The following is a 22101-nucleotide window of genomic DNA, read 5'->3' as shown; positions in this document are numbered from 1 at the left end:
GTCGGGTCCTTACATGAAAACGCCCGCCATTCCGGATGGGCACCGGGATGGCGGGCCTGGAACGGGTGAAATCAGTTCACCTTGCCATTCATATAGTTCGGCAGCCAAGCCTCGTTCGCTTCAATCAGGTCCGCGACCGAAATAATGGCGCCCGACGCACCCGTCAGGGCGTCGCCGCCGACGGTACCGATGCGCGACAGGGTGACACCGGCTTCTGCCGCCTTGGCCTCCACCGCGTCCAGATTGGCAGCGGTGACGGTCAGGACGTAACGGCCCTGATCCTCGCCGAACAGTTCAGCCACGTGCCAGCCGTCCAGGCCCGACAGGTCCGCGCCCTTGTTGCCGGCCATGGCCATTTCGGCCAGCGCCACCTGCAGACCACCATCCGACACGTCATGCGACGCGGTGATCAGGCCAGCCTGGATGGCCTCGCGCACGAAGGTGCCGTGACGCTTCTCGGTTTCCAGATCAACCGCCGGCGCCGGACCTTCCTCCAGCCCCAGGATCTCGCGCAGATACAGACTCTGACCCAGATGCCCCTCGGTCTCCCCCACCAGCAGAATGACGTCGCCGTCATTCTTGAAGCCCAGACCCACGGCCTTGTGCCCATCGGCCAGCAGGCCGACGCCACCCACCGTCGGGGTCGGCAGAATGCCCACACCGTTGGTCTCGTTGTACAGCGACACGTTGCCCGACACGACCGGGTAATCCAGCACGCGGCAAGCCTCGGCCATGCCTTCGACGCAGCCGGCGAACTGCCCCATGATCCGGGGCTTTTCGGGATTGCCGAAATTCATGTTGTCGGTGATGGCCAGCGGCAGGGCACCAACGGCGGAGACATTGCGATAGCTCTCGGCCACGGCCTGACGCCCGCCCTGCACCGGATCAGCGAAGCAGTAACGCGGGGTCACGTCGGACGACATGGCCAGCGCCTTGTTCGTGCCATGCACACGCACGACCGCCGCATCGGCCTGGCCCGACAGGAAGCGGGTATCCGCGCCCACCTGGCTATCGTACTGCTGCCAGATCCAGCGCTTGGAGGCCAGATCGGGGCAGGAGACCAGCTTGGTCAGGATATCGCCCAGCGACAAATCTTCCGGCCACAACTCATCCTCGTCCAGGTCGAGCGGCGGCTGGGCCGGCGTCTCTTCGGTCGGACGGTGATAGAGCGGGGCCGCATCGAACAGCGGGGCCAGTTCCAGATCGCAATAGGTGTCGCCGTTCATCTTCAGGACGAAACGGCCCGTGTCGGTCAGGTGGCCGATCACGGCGAAATCCAGTTCCCACTTCTCGAAGATGGCGCGGGCCACATCCTCCGAGCCGGGCTTCAGGATCATCAGCATGCGTTCCTGGCTCTCCGACAGCATGATCTCATAGGGCGTCATCCCCGTCTCACGCTGCGGCACCTTTTCCAGATGCAGCTCGATCCCCAGACCGCCCTTGCCCGCCATTTCGACCGACGAGGAGGTCAGGCCGGCGGCACCCATGTCCTGGATGGACTGGATGGCGTCGGTGTTCATCAGCTCCAGGCAGGCTTCGATCAGCAGCTTTTCCGTGAACGGATCGCCGACCTGCACCGTGGGGCGCTTGGCCTCGCTGTCCTCGGTGAACTCAGCCGAGGACATGGTGGCGCCGTGGATGCCGTCGCGGCCCGTCTTGGACCCAACATAGACGACCGGGTTACCAACGCCTGCGGCCTTGGAATAGAAGATCTTGTCCTGGTCGGCGATGCCGACGGTCATGGCATTGACCAGACAATTGCCGTTATAGGCCTTGTGGAAATTGGTCTCGCCGCCCACGGTGGGGACGCCGACGCAATTGCCATAATGGCCGATGCCTGACACCACGCCCGCGACCAACTGGCGGGTCTTGGGATGGTCCGGCTCGCCAAAGCGCAGCGCGTTCAGGTTGGCGATGGGGCGCGCGCCCATGGTGAACACGTCGCGCAGGATGCCGCCCACGCCCGTCGCCGCGCCCTGGAAGGGCTCGATATAGGACGGGTGGTTATGGCTTTCCATCTTGAAGATGGCGGCCTGATTGTCACCAATATCGATGACGCCGGCATTCTCGCCCGGACCACAGATGACCCAGGGGGCCGTGGTCGGGAACTTCTTCAGCCAGACGCGCGATGACTTGTAGGAGCAATGCTCCGACCACATCACGGAATAGATGCCCAACTCGGTAAAGCTCGGCTGACGGCCGACGATTTCCAGCAGGCGGACGTACTCATCGGCCTTGATGCCGTGTTCGGCAGCCAGGGCCTCGTTCACAACGGGTTCCTTGCGGGCGCTCACGACAGGGTCTCCACCAGGCTATCGAAGAAGGCACGGCCATCGGTGTTGCCGTGCAGCGGATCGAAGGCGCGCTCCGGATGCGGCATCATGCCCAGCACGTTGCGCTGGGCGTTGAAGATGCCGGCAATGTCGTTGGTCGCGCCATTGGGGTTGGCCTGATCGGCGCTCTGGCCCGGCAATGCTGTATAGCGGAACGCCACCAGCCCTTCGCCTTCCAGACGCTTCAGCGTCTCGTCGTCGGCGACGTAATTGCCCTCGCCATGGCCGACCGGAATGCCGATCACCTGGCCCTTGGCATATTTGCGGGTAAAGTCGCTGTCGTTGTTCTCAACGCGCAGGCCGACCGTGCGGCAGACATATTTCAGCGACTTGTTGCGGATCAGGGCACCCGGCAGCAGACCCGCCTCGGTGATGATCTGAAAGCCGTTGCAGATGCCGACAACGCGCACGCCCTTGGCGGCCCGTTCCTTCACCACCTTCATGATGGGCGAATGGGCGGCCATGGCCCCACAGCGCAGATAGTCGCCATAGGAAAAGCCGCCAGGGACGGCGATGACATCGACGTCCGGCAGATCATTGTCCTTGTGGAAGGCCATGTGGGGCTTCTTGCCGGAAGCCTGTTCCAAGGCCACCGCAATATCGCGGTCGCAGTTGGAACCAGGGAAGACGATGACGGCGGACTTCATCCCGCGTTACCCGTTCCGTTGTGGGTGGGAAGGCGGCAGACCGTCACCGGGACGGCCCCCCGATGCGGCGGGACCCTAATGCCGACAGGGTTTCAATGCAAGATCAGGGGCCACCCGGCGGGGCCATGGCAGGGCGGCGTTATCGGCGGGTGGGGCCGACACGCCCCACCCGCCGGCCACGGACTTACTTCTGCCCGAACACCTTCTGGAAGAACTGCGCCTGGGCCATCTGCGCCACGAACTGGTTCGACTTCTTCCTAAAGCCGTGACCCTCATCCATGGCCAGGACATAGCCGACCTCGCCGCCATTCTTGCGGATGGCGGCCACCATCTGCTCCGCCTCGCCCACGGGCACACGCGGATCGTTATAGCCCTGGATGACCAGCATGGGCTTGGTGATCTTCGACGCGTTGGTCAGGGGCGAGATTTTCTGCAGGAAGGCGCGCATCTCCGGATCACGCTCATCGCCATATTCCGGGCGGCGCAGGTCGCGGCGATATTCCGCCGTGGCCTCCAGGAAGGTGATGAAATTGGAGATGCCGACCGTGTCGGCGCCGCCGGCCAGCTTGTCATTATAATGGGTCATGGCCGCCAGCGTGGCGTAGCCGCCGTATGACCCGCCGGCCACCACGATCTTGTCCTTGTCCAGGTCCGACTGCGTCGCGACCCAGTCGATCAGGGCGCCGATATCCTTGATGCTGTCCTCGCGCTTAAAGCCATTATCCAGGCCCAGATAGGTTTTCCCATAGCCTTCCGAGCCACGGATATTGGGTAACAGCACCGCCGCGCCCAGCTCATTGGCCCAAAACTGCACCGTCGCGCTGAAATTCGGGCGGCTCTGCCCCTCCGGCCCGCCATGGATCAGCATGATGACCGGCAGCTTGCCCTTGGCGTTCTTCGGCTTGAACAGGAAGGCCGGGATCTGCCGCTGATCAAAGGTCGGGAACTGGATCAGGCTGGCATCGGCGAAAGTCTCGGTGTTCAGACCGCCAACCTCGCTCTTGGTCCACTGTTCCACCTTGCCCTTGCCCATATCGACGACATGCACGTCGGCGGGAGCGGTGGGCGTGGTCAGCGACAGGGCCAGCTTCGACCCGTCGGGGCTGAAGGACACGCCACCGATAATGCCCTTGGGCAGGGCGGGCAGCTTCACCGGCTTCAGCGTCTTGGTATCAATCACCCGCACCGTGGACCAGCCGCCCTCATTCAGGACATAGGCCAGACGCTTGCCGTCATGCGACAGCACCGCCTCCTCCACGTCCCACGGATCGTCGGCGGTGATCCAGGTGGTCTTGCCCGACGCCAGATCATGCAGGCCCAGGCGCTTGAACTCCCCTTCCTCGTCCGACGTCAGGAACACGCCCTTGGCGTCGGGCGTGAAGCCAACGCCGGTCAGAGCGATGGTATCCTTGTCCGGCTTGATGCGGGTCAACTGGCCCGTGGCGACATCGACCACCGACAGGTACGATTTGGTGATGGCGATATACTGCCCGACCAGCAGCTTGGCATCATCCTGGGAGAAGGCGACGGCACCCCACGACCCGGTCTGCGCCACCAGCGGGGCGACCGTCGCGGCATCCTTCAACCCGCCGACATAGACATCGGTGTTCTTGCCGTCGCGCCGCGTGCTGGAAAAGGCAAACTTGTCGCCCTTATGGTTCCAGACCAGCCCCTGGTTGCGCGACTTGCCGTCGGTGACCAGCGTCGTCTTGCCTGTGGCAACATCCAGATGGAAGAACTGGAAATTCTCCGACCCGCCCTTGTCCCAGACATAGACCAGATCGGTCGACCCCTTGGCCGGGCTGAAGGCAGCGCTGGTGATGGGTTCGGCGGCAAAGGTCAGCTGCTGTCGCGCCATCATCGGGCCGTTCACCAGATGCAGCTGCGACGTCTCCCCGAACCGGGTGGTGATCAGGATGCCCTTGCCGTCGGGCGTCCAGTCCAGCATGCCGGCGGACCGGGCGGACAGATAGGCCGACAGGCGCTCACCCAGGGCCGCATCGACGGCGGGGATATTTTCGGTGACGATATTGCCGTTCTGGACCCGCTCAATCTTGGTGGGCGCCGTCTGGGCCGACACGGCCCCGGCAGAAAGAGCCAGCACCAGCGCCAGGGCGCTGCCGCGCATGAAATGTCCGATGATCCGCACGTGTCCCATTCCTTGATTTTTTGCCCGTCAAGGGCTTGTGGATTGCACGGGCAGCGTAGCGCATCCGCTTCCCGCTGCAAGGGTCCGGGCCCCTTTGAAATCATCCAGAAACAAATCTCCCATACCTCTGCGTGACCGGACAAACAGGAGCATGACAATGCCCAACGCCAACGAAACCGCCATGATCGTCATCGACGTGCAAAACGGCATCCTGCCCGCCGGCGACGGGCCGCGTAATGTCGCCGCCGCCAAGGCGCTGGACGGGGTCGTCGCTCGGCTGGCCGACCTGCAGGCGCGCGCGCGGGCCGCCGGTGCCACCTTGATCCATGTGCAGCATGATGCCGCTGACGATCACCGTCTGGCCAAGGGCACACCCGGCTGGGAAATCCGCCGCGAGCTGACGCCGCAGCCGGGCGAGCTTGTGGTGCACAAGACCACCTGCGACAGTTTCCTGGAGACGGGCCTGAAGCAGGCCCTGCTGGATGGCGGCATTCGCCATGTCATCATCGGCGGCTGCATGACGCCTTTCTGTATCGACACCTCGGTGCGCAGCGCCATCGCCCATGGCTTCGATGTCACGCTGGTCGGTGATGGCCACACGACCTGCGATATGGGCGACCTGACCTTCGAACAGATCATCGACCACCACAACATTGTCCTGGGCTGGTTCGGCACGGCGCAGAACAAGGTGACGGTGAAGAAGGCGGCAGACGCGCTGTGATCAGCGCTCCGGGGGCGGGCGGGCTACCACCCGCCCCGACGCAGCCACTCCTCGATCTGGTCCATGCGGTCGGCACCCCAGAACGGTTCCCCATCGACGAAGAAGAACGGCGCGCCGAACACGCCCCGGCTGATGGCCGTCTCCGTCTCCACCCGCAACCGTTCCTTCACGGCAGGCTCCGCGATCCCGGCCTCCACCGCATCCCGGTCCAGGCCCAGGCTGGCGGCGACATCCAACACATTCTCCGGCATGGCCATGTCGCGCCCCTCCGCCCAATGGGCATGGAACAGGGCGCGGGCCAGGGCCGCCGGGCTGTGTTCCCCACCGACCTGATCCAGCCAGTAGAAGGCGCGCGACGCCGCCAGTGACGGGAACGGCGCCGGTAAGGGCTGATGCAGCGGCACACCCCACAGGCGGGCACAGCGGGGCACGTCGTGGCGCAGATAGTCGCCCTGCAACGGCTTGTTCAGGTTGGGCACACCGCCACTGATCTTGAAAACCGCCCCCAGCAGGATGGGCCGCCACCGCACCGCCCGGCCCCAGCGCTCGGCCAGCGCATCAATGCGGGCCGAGGCCAGATAGGCATAGGGAGAGGCGAAGTCAAAATAGAAATCGATGGGATTGCCGCTCATCTCCGCACCTCCCGACCCTGGCTATCACCAGGGGATACGGCGTCCATCATAGGCGAAGAAGGCGCCGCTGTCGCCGGGCCCCGCCGCCGCGATGACGCGGCGCATGCCGGCCACACTGTCGGTCGGCGCCACGGGTGCCTTCGGCCCGCCCATGTCGGTCTGGACCCAACCCGGATGCATCACGATACAGGTGATACCATCATCGCGCCAATCGGCGGCCAGGGTGCGGTTGCCCATGTTGATGGCAGCCTTTGACGCGCGATAGGCATACATGCCGCCGCTTTCGGTCTCGGTGATGGAACCCAGCTGGCTGGACACCGTCGCCACCTTCGCACCCGCCGACAACAGCGGACGCAGGGCGAGTGACACCAGGATCGGGGCCAGGCCATTGACCTTCAGTGTCTCCAGCCAGCCCTCGGCATCAATACCGTCCTTGGACTGCGCCGCCAGATCCGGCCCCATGATGCCGGCATTATTGATCAGCAGATCGATGGAGTGGCCCTTCAACGCGCCGGCAAAGGCCTTGATGGAGGCCGGGTCATCGACCGACAGGGCAAACAGTTCCACCGCCGCCACATCGGCCAGCCCACCGGGGTTCGACAGATCGCGACAGGTGGCGATGACTTTCCAGCCGTCGGCGGCATATTGGCGGGCAAATTCAAGGCCGATACCGCGATTGGCGCCGGTAATGACGACAGTGGGCATATCACCCCTCCCCATCTGGTTTCAGATCAGGCGGTCAGCGCCGCCGTTAATGCCTGAATGTTGTCCCCGCCCGTGGCAACAAACAAGACCTGATCCAGCGCATCGGGATGATCCGCAATGAAGGCCCTGACGGTCGCCACGGCAACCTGGGCCGCCAGAGCCTTGGGAAAGCGATAGGCACCGGTGGAGATGGCCGGCAAGGCGATGGACCGCCCCCCCTTCTCCACGCACAGTTCCAGCGCGCGGCGGTAACAGCGGGCCAGAACCTTGTCCTCTCCCATCTTGCCGGTGACATAGACGGGGCCGACGGCATGCACGACCCAGCGCGCCTTCAGCGCGAAACCCGGCGTGATCCCGGCATCGCCGCGGCCCACCGGGTCCAGCGCGGTGGCGGCGGCGAACAGGTCCGGACCGGCCGCATCATGGATGGCGCGCGACACACCGGTGCCGCCACCCAGGCCGGGGGCCGCCGCATTGACAATGACATCAACATCCAGGGCCGTGATATCGCCCTGGTGAACCCGCAACTCGGTCAATTCCTGCTCCATAAAGCGTCGTTCTGAACGGGGCGTCAGACCATGAAGGCCAGCGTCGCCGTCCGCCCGCCATCGGTGACGGTCAGGCCCGCCGACATGACGCGCATGATCTCCAGACCACGGCCGGACTTGGCTTCAACATTCACGGGCGGGCGGATGCTGTCGGGATCATAGCCACCGCCCTGGTCAGCGATGCGGATATGCAGCTTGCCATCCGCCACCCAGGCCGACAGGTCGATGCGGCGCGTCGCCTTGTCCGGGTCGGCCAGCGTCGATGTCAGCCGCTGACAAAAGGCGTCGAACTGGCTGGGATCATCGACCAGCGACCCGCCCATGGCCAGATTGCCATGCAGGACGGCATTGATGATCGCCTCATGCAGCGACAGTTCCGCATCATGGCGCACCGCCGCCGGCAACAGGCCCCGCACCAGCAGCCCCTCACAGAACTGCGCCGCCGTATCCAAGGTCCAGGCCAGCCGCGTGGTCAAGGAGACCAGCAGATGCCCATCGGCCAGCGCCGCCGACAGCTTGGCCACAGGCAGGGTCCCCGGCGGCCCCTGTTCTACGATGGCGGCACAGCCCGACCGCAGCGCGGCGATCAGATCGGGGGCCGCCCCTTCGGCGATCACCCGGACGATCGTGCCCTCGCCATGCGGACCGGCATCGGCAACGGGCAGTCCCAGCTCGGCGGCGATCCGGGTCCGTTCGGCCTTGTCCAGCGTTTCACCGGCCACCTGGAAATCCATCTTTCCCCCGCCCTTCATCCAGCACCCTTTGACTGGTCTACCGCGTTCGACCCACTTCCGTCATCCGCCAGATCGACAACCATGGGCGTCCCGAGCAGAAATCCGTCGCCCGGCGAATATTCCGCCGCTACCCGTCTGGCAAGATCATCACCCGATCGGGCGAAACCGTACAGTGTCTTTCCATCTGCCCAACCGCCGGCACCGCCATGGCCACCGCCAAGCGACGGATTGGTGACCTTTACGCACCACAGCCGGTCGAATCGGTTCCACTGCCTATCCAACATGGAAACCACCCGACGGGGCGACGCGCGCAGCCGCTCGATACGGGTTTCCGCCGTGGTTATGACACCCTGCATCTGCGTGATATGGCGTTCCGCATCGTCCAACGCCTGCCGGATGGCGGCGTCCTCCTTCTTGGCGTGGCGCAGGGCGGCGGCAACCATGTTCTTCTCGTCGACGGCGCGCGACAGCTTGCGTTCCACCACGCGGATCACGGCCATCAGCCGGCGGCCTGCCAGCACCAGACCGGACCCGGCCAGTGCCAGCGCAAACAGGCTGATCAGGTTCATCCAGGTCGCGATCATGGCCCGTCCATGCTCCGCGCCGAGGTGACAAAGGTCAGTTCCTGCACCGCGAAACCCGAATCGGGCGAGAACTCCGCAGTCAGCATTTGGCGGGCGGGCCGTTCCCCCGCCGCCCAGATGCGGACATTGTTGGTGTAGCGCCAGATGCTGGGGGCGCTGTCGAAATCGCGGCCCGACTGGTCGGCCAGGATGCGGTTGGCGACACGGGCGGTGTACAGGCTGTCGGCCACGCCCTGCCGGCCCAGCTCGTGCCATACCTCTACCCGGTCGCGCTCCACGGCAGACAGCGTCATCTCCAGCCGGGCCAGCTGCGACTTCATGCGAAACCGCTCTGCGCTGCGGCGGTCGCGCTGCGCGGCGTTCTCCCGGTTGACGGCCATCAGCCGTTCCAGGGCGGCCTGCCCCTCGCGCGTCTCCCGCTTCACTTTCGCGTGATCGGCAACCCATTCATAAACATCGGGGATGACGACCCGCAGCATCTCCAGCAGCACAATGGCGACAAGACAGGCGGCAGCCGAAGACAGGATGATCACGTCGGACGTCGACAGTTCCAGATACATCCAGCCTCCAAACCAGCCCCCATGGACCGGGGCGCTTTGTCGCCGCCGATGATACGAAGACGGGGGCCGCGCGACAGTGAAATTTTTCACCTGTCGCACCTGCCATTGTCCTATCCTGGCCGCCAGGGCGCGGATGGACGCGCCAAACCGTCTGATATTTAGGGATGCTGGTCATGGACAAGGGTTCGCCGAAGGCCATCCTGTTGAAGGATTACGCCGCACCGGCCTGGTGGATCGAAACGGTCGATCTGTCGTTCGATCTGCGCGACGGGGGTACGCTCGTTACCTCGCGCCTGGGCGTACGCCGCAACCTGGATGTGGTCCGTGCCCCCCTGGTCCTGGATGGGCAGGAACTGGAACTGGTGTCCGTCACGGTGGGCGATCGCCCGCTGGGCCCCGACGATTACGCCATCACCCCCGACCACCTGACCATCCCCGACCTGCCCGGCGATCAGCTGGCGATTGAGATCGTCACCCGCATCCACCCGGAAAAGAACACGGCCCTGGAAGGCCTCTATAAGTCCTCCGGCAATTACTGCACCCAGTGCGAGGCCGAAGGCTTCCGCAAGATCACCTATTTCCAGGACCGGCCCGATGTGATGGCCAAATACCGGGTGCGGGTGGAGGGGGACCGCGCTGCCTACCCCGTGCTGCTGTCCAACGGCAATCTGGTGGATCAGGGTGATGCCGAAGGGGGCCGCCATTGGGCGCTGTGGGAGGACCCCTGGCCCAAGCCCTGCTACCTGTTCGCGCTAGTCGCCGGCAATCTGGTCCATATCGAGGACCGGTTCCGCACCCGCTCGGGCCGCGATGTCACCCTGCGCATCTATGTGGAGCCGGGGAACGAGGATAAGTGCGGCCACGCCATGGAAAGCCTGATCAAATCCATGAAGTGGGATGAGGATGTCTATGGTCTGGAATATGACCTGGATATTTTCAATATCGTCGCCGTCGGCGATTTCAACATGGGGGCGATGGAGAACAAGTCTCTCAACGTGTTCAACACCAAATACATCCTGGCCCGCCCCGACACCGCCACCGATACCGACTTCCTGGGCATCGAAGCCGTTGTGGCGCATGAATATTTCCATAACTGGACCGGCAACCGCGTCACCTGCCGCGACTGGTTCCAGTTGAGCCTGAAGGAAGGCCTGACCGTCTTCCGCGATCAGCAGTTCAGCGCCGACATGAACTCCGCCCCTGTGAAGCGCATCCAGGATGTGACGCGCCTGCGCCAGGTGCAGTTCGCCGAAGATGCCGGCCCCACGGCCCACCCAGTGCGGCCCGACAGCTATATCGAGATCAACAATTTCTACACGCCCACCGTCTATGAAAAGGGGGCGGAGGTTCTGCGCATGTACCATACGCTGCTGGGTGCGGCGGGGTATCGGCGCGGTATCGACCTCTATTTCGCCCGCCATGACGGGCAGGCGGTCACGACCGACGATTTCCTGTCCGCCATGCGCGATGCCAACCCGGATGCTGGCGTGGATTGGGAGCAGTTCCGCCGCTGGTATGCGCAGGCCGGCACGCCGGGCGTCAGCGGCGAAGGCAGCTATGACCCCGCCACCCGCACCTACCGCCTGACCCTGCGCCAATCCCTGGCCCCCACGCCGGGCCAGCCGGTGAAGCTGCCCATGCTGATCCCCGTTTCCCTGGGTCTGGTCGGGCCGGATGGCAAGGACCAGCCGCTGCGGCTGGCCGGCCAGAGTGCTGCGACAGAGGGAACCCGCGTCCTGGCCCTGACGCAGGCGGAGCAGAGCTTCACCTTCACCGATGTGCCGGCGGCCCCGGTACCGTCGCTGTTCCGCGGCTTCTCCGCCCCCATCAAGCTGTCCTTCGATTATACCGACGCCGACCTGACCTTCCTGATGGCCCATGACAGCGACCCGTTCAACCGGTGGGAAGCGGGCCAGACGCTGGCCTCTCGCCTGCTGCTGGGCCTGGTGGCCGACCGGGCGGCGGGGCGCGACATGGTGGTGCCCAAGGGCTTCATCGATGCCATCGGCGCCACCCTGGCGCGGGCGGGAGAGGACCCGGCCTTCGCGGCGCTGGCCCTGACCTTGCCGTCGGAGAATTATCTGGGGCAGTTGATGGAGGAGATTGATGTGGATGGCATCCATGCCGCCCGCAATCTGGTCCGCACCGCCATCGGGCGCACCCACCGCGACGCGCTGCTGTCCGCCTACCTCGCCAATGCCGAACAGGGTGAATTCAGCGTCAGCCCGGAAGCCATCGGCCGCCGCGCGTGCAAAAACGCCGCGCTGGCCTACCTGATGGCCGCCGACGACGCAGAGGGCAAGGCGCTGACCCTGGCGCAGTATCGCACCGCCACCGGCATGACCGACGTGATCACGGCCCTGGCCCTGATCGCCGACAGCGATATGCCCGAACGCGGCGATGCCCTGGCGGGCTTTGCGGCGAAGTGGAAGGATGAGGCGCTGGTCATGGACAAGTGGTTCATGATCCAGGCCGCCTCCTGCCGCCCCGATACGCTGGCCAATGTCACCGCCCTGCTGGCCCATCCCGGCTTCAATATCCGCAACCCCAACAAGGTCTATTCCCTGGTCGGCGGCTTTACCGGCAATGCCGTGGCTTTCCACGCCGCCGATGGCTCGGGCTACGAATTCCTGGCCGACCGGGTGATTGAGCTGAACAAGCTGAACCCGCAGGTTGCCAGCCGCATGGCCAAATCCTTCGCCCGCTGGCGCAAATATGATGGCGAACGGCAGGCGGCGGCCAAGGTGGCGCTGGAACGGGTGGCCCACACGCCCGACCTGTCCCGCGATGTCTATGAGATCATCGCGCGCAGCCTGGAGGGTTGACGATTGACACCCGCGACCCAGCCTTAGACGGGTTGGGTTGCTGGTGCCCCGGACCGGAATGGCGATGAGGCCGCCTTGAATTTTCTGCGCAAGATCCTGGCCCCCAAGGCAGCACCCGTGAAGAAGCGGGTGCGTGCGGCCCTCCCCCCGCCGCGCTTGATGGCGGTGGAAGGCGTGCCGGTGCCGGTAGAGGTGCGAGTATCGGCGCGGGCGCGGCGCCTGTCCATGCGGGTGGATGCCGCGCGCAACATCGTGCGCATCTCCACGCCGCCGCGCGTACCGGATAAAGATCTGCACCTGTTCGTGGGCCGGCACCGCGACTGGCTGGAACAGCGCCTGTCGGCGGTGCCGGACAAGGTGGCCTTCGTTCCCGGAGCCATCGTGCCCATCCTGGGCATCGACCATGTCATCCGCCATGCCCCCACGGGCCGCCGCACGCCCCAGCCCGCGACTCTGCCGGACGGCACACACGAATTGCGTGTGGGCGGAGAGTTGGAATTCGTGCCCCGCCGCGTAGCCGATTTCCTGAAGGCGGAGGCGCACCGGCTTCTGGCCGCGCGGTCACAGGAAAAGGCCGCCCGCCTGGGCGCCCGCATCACCGGCATCACGGTGCGCGACACCCGCTCCCGCTGGGGAAGCTGCTCCCCCGACGGGCGGCTGTCCTATTGCTGGCGGCTGGTGATGGCGCCCGACCCGGTGTTCGACTATGTCGTGGCGCATGAGGTGGCGCATTTGCGCGAAATGAACCATTCCGCGCGTTTCTGGGCGCTGTGCGCCAGCCTGACGGACGGTGTGACCGAACATCGTGACTGGTTGCGCGCCAACGGCGCCCGGCTGCACCGCTATGGCGCTTAAGGCCGTCGGCAGTGCGCTGATCGGGCTGGCCGCCTTGCTGGCCCTGTCGCTGCTGCTGGGCCTGCCCGCCATACCGGGCGACATGCTGACGCCCGAACATCGCGGTCCCCTGCTGGAACTGTCGGTTCTATTCGCCGCCACCCTGCTGCTGGCCCGCCGGCCCGGACCGCGCGCCATCTGGGCCCTGGCCGTGTTCTGCTGGCTGATCCTGCTGCTGCGGTTGGCCGATCTAGTCAGCATCCTGACGGCGGGCCGCCTGTTCGAACCGGCCTTCGACCCCGCTCTGGTGCCGGCCTTGTGGGATGTGCTGGCGCGCGGGCCGGGTGGGTTGCTGGTGGGGGCCGCCTTGCTGGCCGCCCTGGCCGGCCTGCTCTGCCTGTGTCGCTGGCTGATGGGCCTGATGCTGCGCGCATCCCCGCCGGCCCTGCCGACGCTCGCCATCCTGGCCCCGCTGACAATGCTGACCATGCAGCCGCTGACCCACGGCCCCATCGGTGTCCTGTGGGACCAGGGCAAGCGATGGCAGGCGGCAGCACAGCTGGAGGCCGGGATGGCCGAGGCGCTGTCCCACGACCCCGCCGCCGCCCTGCCGGATGATCAGATCTTCGCCGCCTTGCGGGGCAGGCCCCTCATCCTGGCCTGGGTCGAATCCTATGGCCAGTCTGCCCTGACCGATCCGCGACAGGCGGGTCCGGTGGGCGACCGTCTGCGCATGATGCAGCGGTCCCTGACGGAGGCCGGTTTTCATATCCGCTCCGGTCTGGTGGAAAGCCCGGTGATCGGCGGACGCTCCTGGCTGGCCCATGGCACGCTGCGCGCCGGCATCCGCCAGGATCAGCCCCTGGCCCAGCGCATGGTGCTGTCGTCCAACCGCTGTGGTCTGGTCTGTGCGCTGAACCGGGCTGGCTGGCGCACCCAGGCGGCGATGCCGGGCCTGACCCTGCCCTGGCTGGAAGGGCCGGCCTGGGGCTTTGACAAGGTCATGAACCGCCCTACCTTCGCCTATGCCGGCCCTTCCTATGGCTGGTCGCCCATCCCGGATCAGGCGATGCTGGCCAGCCTGTCGCCGGATTGGTCCGGCCCCCGCCCGCTCTATCTGGAAATCGTCCTGACCAGCAGCCACGCCCCCTGGAGCCCGCTACCCGCCTGGAAGCCCTACAGCCAGGGCCTGATCGACGGGTCCGCCTATGCTGGCGATGACCTGACCGCCGACTATACCGACATGGCCGCCTCCTATGGCCGCTCACTGGATTACAGCCTGCGCGCACTTGGCGACTGGGTGATGCAGGAGGTGCCGGAAGATGCCCTGATCATCATCCTGGGCGACCATCCCGCCCTGGACTGGATTTCCAGCGGCCAGGGCGATCGCGTGCCGATCCATATCCTGTCCCGCGATGCCACCCTGTTAGACCGTCTGGCAGGATTGGACCTGACCCCCGGCATGCTGCCCACCGCCGACGCCAGACCCCTGCCCATGTGGGAGGTTTTCCCCGAACTGCTTTCCCGCTTCGGCCCCCTGCCCTTGCAAACCCCGCCGATCCATGCCGACATGCATGAAAAGGCGGGGGAGGCAGGGCCATGATCGACAAGCTGGAACTGTTCCTGGCGCTGGCCCGTGCCCGCCATTTCGGGCGCGCGGCGGAAGAGGCCGGGGTGTCGCAGCCCACGCTTTCCGCCGGCGTGAAACATCTGGAGGATATGCTGGGCGTACCCCTGGTGGTACGCGGATCGCGGTTTCAGGGTTTCACGGCAGAGGGGGAACGGCTGCTGGAATGGTCGCGCCGGCTGGTCGGCGACTGGCGATCCATGCGCCAAGATATCGAGGCGCTGCGCAAGACGGTCTGCGGTCATTTCCGGCTGGCCGCCGTGCCGACCGCCCTGGCCATGGTGCCGAAACTGACCATCGCAGTGATCGACAAGCATCCGGGCGTGGATTTCCTGATCCTGGCGTCGAACTCCCAGAAGATCATCGAACAGGTGGAAAATCTGGCCATCGATGCCGGCCTGACCTATCTGGACAATGAACCGGTTGGGAACTTCATCCAGATCCCGCTGTACCGGGAGCGGTATCACCTGATCACCGGACCCGACAGCCGGTTTTCAGGCCGCACGGAGGTACGCTGGGCGGAGCTGCAGGGGGTGCCGCTGTGCCTGTTATCACCCGACATGCAGAACCGCCGCATCATTGACCGCGCCCTGCACCAGGTGGGGGTGAAGGCGGAGGTGGCGGTGGAAAGCAATTCCATGACCGCGCTCGCCGCCCATGTCCGCACGGGCCGCTGGACCAGCATCATGCCAACGGTGTTGATGGAGGCGCTGGGCCTGCCGGCGGAACTGGCCGCCATTCCCCTGATCGACCCCGTGATCGAACATACGATCGGGCTGGTGATGATGGACCGCGAACCCCATTCCCCCATGGCCGCCGCCATGATCGCGGCGGCCCGGAAATTGTCGCAGAAACAGGGGATGTAGGCGACGTTCCCTCACCCTCCCCTCCCTCTCCCACTTTCGTGGGCGAGGGATGAAATTTTTGCCCCTCGCCCGCTTGCGGGAGAGGGAGGGGCCCAAGACCGTTAGGGCTTGGGAGGGTGAGGGTACAGACTCACCCCAAAATCTCCCCCAGCGCCGTCAACAGCTTGTCCGTCTCGCCATCCGTCCCGATGCTGATCCGCAGGAAGTCGCTGATCCGGGCCTTGTTGAAATGCCGGACCAGGATGGCCTTGGCCCTCAATGCTGCCGCCAGTTCCCCACCCGAATGCCCAGGATGGCGGGCAAAGACGAAGTTGGCGGATGACGGCAGCACCTCGAACCCCAGCGCGCGCAGGGCACCGGTCAACCGTTCGCGCGTGGCGATGATCATGTCGCGGTGACGCTCAAACCATTCCTTATCCTGCCACGCGGCCAGCGCGCCCGCCTGGGCCAGCCGGTCCAGCGGGTAGGAATTGAAGCTGTCCTTCACCCGCTCCAGCGCATCGATCAGATGCCGCTGCCCCACGGCAAAGCCGACGCGCAGGCCGGCCAGCCCGCGCGATTTGGACAGCGTATGGACCACCAGCAGGTTGGGATATTTCTTGACCAGCGGGATGGCCGTCTCCGCCCCGAAATCAACATAGGCCTCATCAATCACCACCACCTGATCGGGATGTTCGGCGACCAGCGCCTCAATCCAGTCCAGCGGCTTGGCGATGCCCGTGGGCGCATTGGGGTTGGCCAGGATGATGGCGCCGCACGGCTGCCGGTAATCCTCCAGCCGGATCTCGAACCCCGCGTCCAGCGACACCAGCACCGACTTGATGCCATAGAGCCGGCAGTAAGTCGGATAGAAGCTGTAGGTGATATCCGGGTAGAGCAGCGGCAGCTCATGGTTCAGCAGCCCCTGGAACACATGGGCCAGCACCTCGTCAGAGCCATTGCCAACGAACACCTCGCCCGCATCCAGCCCGTAGGTCTCTGCCACCGCCTTGCGCAGATGGATGCCCGTGGGTTCGGGGTACAGGCGCAGCGCCTCGCCATTGGCCGCCGCAATGGCGGCGGTGGCGTGGGGCGACGGGCCATAGGGGCTTTCATTGGTGTTCAGCTTCACCAGCCCCGAAATCTGGGGCTGCTCCCCCGCCACATAGGGGCTGAGGGTGTGGACGATGGGACTCCAGAAACGGCTCATTCCAGTAACCTGGCTCGCGTGTCGGAAAGGGGTGACGCGGTGAAGATATGGGCTTCCACGGCCCGCCGCCCATGGCGAAATGCCAGCCCTACCATGCGTTTGGACGGTGTCGGTCCCCGGCGAATTTGTGCGCGTGCGAACGGTTTGATCGGGATGTGCAATCGCTCAACAAAACAATCCCATTGATCATGGGGTCGTTTGGGCAAAACCTGCATTCGTGATTGCTCGCTGGAGTTCCCAATGACCCCCCCATTGCCTTGGGACGCGCGCCACGCCGCCGATATCATTGATCGGCATTTGCATCTGGAGGGTCCGACCCTTCCGATCCTGCATGCGTTGCAGGAGGCGTTTGGCCATATTCCCGACGATGCCGTGCCCCTGCTGGCCGACGCGTTGAACCTGTCGCGCGCCGAAATCCATGGCGTCGTGACCTTCTACCATGATTTCCGCCACGAACCGGCAGGCCGCCACATCATCAAGGTCTGCCGGGCAGAGGCGTGTCAGTCGCTGGGATCAGAACGGGCGGCAACGGCGCTGCTGGAACGGCTGGGTATCGGCTGGGGCGAAACCACGGCGGACGGCACTGTCACGGTGCAAGCTGTCTATTGCCTGGGCCTGTGCGCCTGTGCCCCCGCCGCCCTGATTGATGGTGACCCGCTGGGCCGCCTGGACGGGGCAAAGCTGGCGGCGGCAGTGGAGGGGGTGCGCTGGTCATGACCCGGATTTTCATTCCCCAGGATGTGGCGGCCCTGGCCGTGGGTGCCGATGCGGTGGCAAGGGCCATCGCGGCACAGGCCGGTGACGGCGTCACCATCATCCGCACCGGTTCGCGCGGCCTGTTCTGGCTGGAACCGCTGGTGGAGGTGGAAACACCCGCCGGTCGCGTCGCCTATGGCCCTGTCACCGCCGCTGACGTGCCGGGCCTTTTGGCGGCTGGTATGCTGACGGGCGCTTCCCATCTGCTGTGCCTCGGCCTGACCGACCATATCCCCTGGCTGGCCCGGCAGAATCGCCTGACCTTCGCCCGCTGCGGCATCATCGATCCGCTGTCGGCGGCGGATTACCGCAGCCATGGCGGGTTCAAGGGCCTGGAACGCGCCCTGTCGCTGGGCCCCGCCGAAACGGTGGAAGAGGTGGTGCGCTCAGGCCTGCGTGGGCGCGGCGGGGCCGGGTTCCCCACCGGCATCAAGTGGCGCACGGTTGCGGCGGCACCCGCCGACCGTCGCTACATCGTCTGCAACGCGGATGAGGGCGACAGCGGCACCTTTGCCGACCGGATGATGATGGAGGGCGACCCCCTGGCCCTGATCGAGGGGATGGTGATCGCCGGCTTCGCGGTCGGGGCCACCAAAGGCTATGTCTATTCGCGGTCTGAATATCCCCACGCCAACCGCACCTTCACCCGTGCCCTGGATGTGGCCCGTCAGGCAGGGCTGCTGGGTCCATCGGTGCTGGGCAGCGATGTCGGTTTCGACATCGAGCTGCGGGTCGGTGCCGGTGCCTATGTCTGCGGCGAAGAAACCGCCCTGCTGGAAAGCCTGGAGGGCAAGCGCGGCGTGGTCCGGGCCAAACCGCCCTTGCCCGCCATCAAGGGGCTGTTCGGTCGCCCGACCGTGGTCAACAACCTGCTGTCACTGGCCACCATCCCCACCATCCTGGCCAACGGCGCGCAGGCCTATGCCAATTACGGTATGGGACGGTCGCGCGGCACCATGCCGATCCAGATCGCCGGCAATGTGAAATTCGGCGGCCTGTTTGAAACCGCCTTCGGCATCACGCTGGGCGAACTGGTCACCAATATCGGCGGCGGCACCCTGACAGGCCGCCCCGTGAAGGCGGTGCAGTGCGGCGGCCCCCTGGGCGCCTATTTCCCACCCAGCCTGTTCGACACGGCTTATGACTACGAAGCCTTCACGGCACGCGGCGGCCTGATCGGCCATGGCGGCATCGTGGTCTTTGACGACAGCGTCGATTTGTCGGCCCAGGCCCGCTTCGCCATGGAATTCTGCGCCATTGAAAGCTGCGGTAAATGCACCCCCTGCCGCATCGGCTCCACCCGCGGCACGGAAGTGATCGACCGTATCCGCGCCGGGGTGGAGGTTGAGGCCAACATCGCCCTGGTTGAAGACCTCTGCCAGACGATGAAATTCGGCTCTCTGTGCGCCCTGGGCGGCTTCACCCCCTACCCGGTGCTCAGCGCCCTTCACCATTTCCCCGAGGATTTCCGGCGCGGGGTATGCCCCGTGGCGGCGGAATAAGGGTGTCACCATGACCCTCATCCACGAAACCGATTTCGGCACGCCAGCGTCAAAGTCGGAGAAGCTGGTCACCCTCACCATCGACGGGCAGCCGGTCACCGTGCCGGAGGGGACGTCCATCATGCGGGCGGCGATGGAGATGGGGACGAAAATCCCCAAGCTCTGTGCCACCGACATGGTGGATGCCTTTGGGTCCTGCCGCCTGTGTCTGGTGGAGATTGAGGGGCGGCCCGGCACACCCGCCTCCTGCACCACGCCCGTGGCCCCCGGTCTGAATGTAAAGACCCAGACGCAACGCCTGAAGCAACTGCGCAAAGGGGTGATGGAGCTTTACATCTCCGACCATCCGCTGGACTGCCTGACCTGTGCGGCGAACGGTGACTGTGAGTTGCAGGACATGGCCGGGGCCGTGGGCCTGCGGGAGGTGCGCTATGGCATGGATGGGGCCAACCATTTCAAGGCCGACAGCCCGCTGGCCCTGCCCAAGGATGAAAGCAACCCCTACTTCACCTACGACCCCGCCAAATGCATCGTCTGCTCCCGCTGTGTGCGGGCGTGTGAGGAGGTGCAGGGCACCTTCGCGCTGACCATTGAAGGCCGGGGTTTCGACAGCCGCGTCTCGCCCGGCCAGCATGATGCCTTCCTGGACAGCGATTGCGTGTCCTGCGGTGCCTGCGTCCAGGCCTGCCCCACCGCGACGCTTCAGGAAAAATCGGTCATCGAGATCGGGCAGCCCGAACATTCCGTCGTCACCACCTGCGCCTATTGCGGCGTCGGCTGCGCCTTCAAGGCGGAAATGCGCGGGGATGAGCTGGTGCGCATGGTCCCCTACAAGGATGGCAAGGCCAACCGGGGCCATTCCTGCGTGAAGGGGCGTTTCGCCTGGGGTTATGCCACGCACAAGGAACGCATTCTGTCGCCGATGATCCGCGACAGCATTGATCAGCCCTGGCGGGAGGTTGGCTGGGAAGAAGCCATTGGCTTCACCGCCAACCGCCTGAAAGCCATCCAGGCCAAGTATGGCAAGGATAGTATCGGCGGCATCACCTCGTCCCGCTGCACCAATGAGGAAACCTTCCTGGTGCAGAAGCTGATCCGCGCCGGGTTCGGCACAAACAATGTCGATACCTGCGCCCGCGTCTGCCACTCCCCCACCGGTTATGGCCTGAAAACCACCTTCGGCACCTCGGCCGGGACCCAGGATTTCGACAGCGTTGAACAGACAGACGTCGTCATCGTCATCGGCGCCAACCCGACCGACGGCCACCCCGTCTTCGCGTCACGCCTGAAAAAGCGGTTGCGGCAGGGGGCGAAGCTGATCGTCATCGACCCGCGCCGCATCGATCTGGTGAAGTCCGCCCATATCAAGGCAGAGGTTCACCTGCCCCTGCTGCCCGGCACCAATGTCGCCATCGTCACGTCGCTGGCCCATGTCATCGTCACCGAAGGGCTGGTGGATGAGGCGTTTGTGCGTGAGCGTTGCGACTGGGCGGAGTTCCAGGAATGGGCCGCCTTCGTCTCCGAACCCCGCAACAGCCCGGAAGTCGTGGGGCCGATGGCGGGCGTGGAAGCCGACGCCATCCGCCGCGCCGCCCGCCTGTTCGCGACCGGCGGCAATGGTGCCATCTATTATGGCCTGGGCGTGACCGAACATTCCCAGGGCACGACCACGGTCATGGCCATCGCCAACCTCGCCATGGCGACCGGCAATATCGGGCGGCCCGGCGTGGGCGTGAACCCGCTGCGCGGGCAGAACAATGTCCAGGGTTCCTGCGACATGGGCTCGTTCCCGCATGAATTCTCCGGCTACCGCCATGTCTCCGACGATGCCACGCGGCAGATGTTTGAGGAGCTGTGGGGCGTGCCCCTGTCCGGCGAACCGGGCCTGCGCATCCCCAACATGCTGGACGCCGCCGTCGATGGCACGTTCAAGGGCCTGTATGTGCAGGGCGAGGATATCCTGCAATCCGATCCCAATACCCACCATGTCGCCGCCGGCCTGGCCGCCATGGAATGCGTCATCGTGCAGGACCTGTTCCTGAACGAAACGGCCAATTACGCCCATGTCTTCCTGCCCGGCTGCACGTTTCTGGAAAAGGACGGCACCTTCACCAACGCTGAACGCCGCATCCAGCGGGTGCGACGTGTCATGGCGCCCAAAAATGGCTATGCTGATTGGGAAGTGACCATGCTGCTGGCCCGCGCCATGGGCTTTGCCATGGATTACGCCCATCCCAGCCAGATCATGGACGAGATCGCCAAGGTCACACCCAGCTTCAAGGGCGTGTCCTATCAACGGCTTGAAGAAATGGGCTCCATCCAGTGGCCCTGCAACGACAAGGCCCCGCTGGGCACGCCCGTGATGCATATTGACGGGTTCGTGCGCGGCAAGGGCAAGTTCGTGATCACCGAATATATCCCGACGGAGGAACGCACCGGCGCCCGCTTCCCCCTGCTGCTGACCACGGGCCGCATCCTGTCGCAGTACAATGTCGGCGCCCAGACCCGCCGCACCGCCAATGTCGTCTGGCATGATGAGGACCGCCTGGAAATCCACCCGCATGACGCGGAGAACCGGGGTATCCGGGATGGCGACTGGGTGAAGCTGCAAAGCCGGGCCGGGGAAACCAGCCTGCGTGCCCTGATCACCGACCGGGTGGCCCCCGGCGTGGTCTACACCACCTTCCACCACCCCGACACACAGGCCAATGTCATCACCACCGACTATTCGGATTGGGCCACCAACTGCCCCGAATATAAGGTGACCGCCGTCCAGGTCGGCCATTCCAATGGCCCCACCCAATGGCAGCAGGAGTATGAGGCCCAGGCCAAGCAGTCCCGCCGGATTGAGGGCCATGCGGTCGAGGCCGCCGAATGAACCATCCGGCG

General features: G+C 65.2%; 18 protein-coding genes. 8 read left to right on the top strand and 10 right to left on the bottom strand.

What is annotated here, in order from left to right:
* Window positions 1-71: 71 nt before the first annotated feature.
* The 3 genes from purL to ACT6Q8_RS20115 form a co-directional block, all read right to left on the bottom strand.
* Entirely contained in the window at window positions 72-2294 is a 2223-nt protein-coding gene (purL, locus tag ACT6Q8_RS20125; RefSeq protein ID WP_054169043.1) for a phosphoribosylformylglycinamidine synthase subunit PurL, read from the bottom strand.
* Complete coding sequence (gene purQ, locus ACT6Q8_RS20120) at window positions 2291-2980, bottom strand: phosphoribosylformylglycinamidine synthase subunit PurQ (protein ID WP_054169044.1); 690 nt, start codon at window positions 2978-2980, stop codon at window positions 2291-2293. Before purQ ends, purL begins: the two co-directional genes overlap by 4 nt.
* Window positions 2981-3164: 184 nt before the next feature.
* Window positions 3165-5129: a S9 family peptidase gene (locus ACT6Q8_RS20115; protein WP_444733932.1), complete on the bottom strand. Its 1965-nt coding sequence runs from the start codon at window positions 5127-5129 to the stop codon at window positions 3165-3167.
* A gap of 157 nt (window positions 5130-5286) precedes the next feature.
* Between ACT6Q8_RS20115 and ACT6Q8_RS20110 the strand changes: the two genes are divergently transcribed.
* Window positions 5287-5850 (top strand): cysteine hydrolase family protein, encoded by a 564-nt coding sequence (locus tag ACT6Q8_RS20110; protein WP_054169046.1) that lies wholly within the window; start codon window positions 5287-5289, stop codon window positions 5848-5850.
* 23 nt (window positions 5851-5873) lie between these two features.
* On the opposite strand, the gene ACT6Q8_RS20105 is transcribed toward ACT6Q8_RS20110, so the two are convergent.
* The 6 genes from ACT6Q8_RS20105 to ACT6Q8_RS20080 are packed head-to-tail and all read right to left on the bottom strand — an operon-like array spanning window position 5874 to window position 9613.
* Window positions 5874-6482: a 2-hydroxychromene-2-carboxylate isomerase gene (locus tag ACT6Q8_RS20105; protein WP_444733931.1), complete on the bottom strand. Its 609-nt coding sequence runs from the start codon at window positions 6480-6482 to the stop codon at window positions 5874-5876.
* A 24-nt stretch (window positions 6483-6506) separates the two neighbouring features.
* On the bottom strand, window positions 6507-7187 hold the full coding sequence (locus ACT6Q8_RS20100; protein ID WP_444733930.1) for an SDR family oxidoreductase: 681 nt from the start codon (window positions 7185-7187) through the stop codon (window positions 6507-6509).
* Window positions 7188-7213: 26 nt separating this feature from the next.
* Window positions 7214-7735 (bottom strand): macro domain-containing protein, encoded by a 522-nt coding sequence (locus tag ACT6Q8_RS20095; RefSeq protein WP_444739419.1) that lies wholly within the window; start codon window positions 7733-7735, stop codon window positions 7214-7216.
* A 23-nt stretch (window positions 7736-7758) separates the two neighbouring features.
* Window positions 7759-8487, bottom strand: a complete 729-nt coding sequence (locus ACT6Q8_RS20090; RefSeq protein ID WP_444733928.1) for an ATP-binding protein — start codon at window positions 8485-8487, stop codon at window positions 7759-7761.
* Window positions 8484-9053 carry a hypothetical protein gene (locus tag ACT6Q8_RS20085; RefSeq protein ID WP_156344712.1) on the bottom strand — a complete coding sequence of 190 codons (570 nt, stop codon included), beginning with the start codon at window positions 9051-9053 and terminating at the stop codon, window positions 8484-8486. The genes ACT6Q8_RS20090 and ACT6Q8_RS20085 overlap by 4 nt, the downstream gene beginning before the upstream one ends.
* A complete protein-coding gene (locus tag ACT6Q8_RS20080; RefSeq protein WP_444733927.1) occupies window positions 9050-9613 on the bottom strand; it encodes a hypothetical protein in 564 nt (187 codons plus the stop codon). Before ACT6Q8_RS20080 ends, ACT6Q8_RS20085 begins: the two co-directional genes overlap by 4 nt.
* 173 nt (window positions 9614-9786) lie before the next feature.
* On the opposite strand from ACT6Q8_RS20080, the gene pepN reads away from it, so the two are divergent.
* From pepN to ACT6Q8_RS20060, 4 genes are all read left to right on the top strand, one after another.
* A complete protein-coding gene (gene pepN / locus ACT6Q8_RS20075; protein WP_444733926.1) occupies window positions 9787-12438 on the top strand; it encodes an aminopeptidase N in 2652 nt (883 codons plus the stop codon).
* A gap of 75 nt (window positions 12439-12513) precedes the next feature.
* On the top strand, window positions 12514-13293 hold the full coding sequence (locus ACT6Q8_RS20070; protein ID WP_444733925.1) for a M48 family metallopeptidase: 780 nt from the start codon (window positions 12514-12516) through the stop codon (window positions 13291-13293).
* Complete coding sequence (locus tag ACT6Q8_RS20065) at window positions 13283-14875, top strand: hypothetical protein (protein WP_444733924.1); 1593 nt, start codon at window positions 13283-13285, stop codon at window positions 14873-14875. The genes ACT6Q8_RS20070 and ACT6Q8_RS20065 overlap by 11 nt, the downstream gene beginning before the upstream one ends.
* Window positions 14872-15765, top strand: coding sequence for a LysR family transcriptional regulator (locus tag ACT6Q8_RS20060; RefSeq protein ID WP_054169055.1), 894 nt, complete (start codon window positions 14872-14874; stop codon window positions 15763-15765). Before ACT6Q8_RS20065 ends, ACT6Q8_RS20060 begins: the two co-directional genes overlap by 4 nt.
* A 130-nt stretch (window positions 15766-15895) precedes the next feature.
* On the opposite strand, the gene hisC is transcribed toward ACT6Q8_RS20060, so the two are convergent.
* Entirely contained in the window at window positions 15896-16954 is a 1059-nt protein-coding gene (gene hisC / locus ACT6Q8_RS20055) for a histidinol-phosphate transaminase (protein ID WP_444733923.1), read from the bottom strand.
* A 240-nt stretch (window positions 16955-17194) separates the two neighbouring features.
* Between hisC and ACT6Q8_RS20050 the strand changes: the two genes are divergently transcribed.
* Genes ACT6Q8_RS20050 through fdhF form a run of 3 tightly spaced genes read left to right on the top strand, consistent with a single transcriptional unit; the run spans window position 17195 to window position 22090 of the window.
* Window positions 17195-17671, top strand: a complete 477-nt coding sequence (locus tag ACT6Q8_RS20050) for a formate dehydrogenase subunit gamma (RefSeq protein ID WP_054169057.1) — start codon at window positions 17195-17197, stop codon at window positions 17669-17671.
* Window positions 17668-19212, top strand: a complete 1545-nt coding sequence (locus tag ACT6Q8_RS20045; RefSeq protein ID WP_444733922.1) for a formate dehydrogenase beta subunit — start codon at window positions 17668-17670, stop codon at window positions 19210-19212. The genes ACT6Q8_RS20050 and ACT6Q8_RS20045 overlap by 4 nt, the downstream gene beginning before the upstream one ends.
* A 10-nt stretch (window positions 19213-19222) precedes the next feature.
* The gene (fdhF, locus tag ACT6Q8_RS20040) at window positions 19223-22090 is read left to right on the top strand and encodes a formate dehydrogenase subunit alpha (RefSeq protein ID WP_444733921.1); all 2868 of its coding nucleotides are present in this window, start codon (window positions 19223-19225) and stop codon (window positions 22088-22090) included.
* The last annotated feature ends 11 nt before the right edge of the window (window positions 22091-22101 follow it).

It is taken from the genome of Niveispirillum sp., assembly GCF_052437035.1.
Lineage (GTDB): Bacteria > Pseudomonadota > Alphaproteobacteria > Azospirillales > Azospirillaceae > Niveispirillum.
The sequence above is the reverse complement of the archived record's forward strand: the minus strand, read 5'-3'. Positions and strand labels throughout refer to the sequence as shown.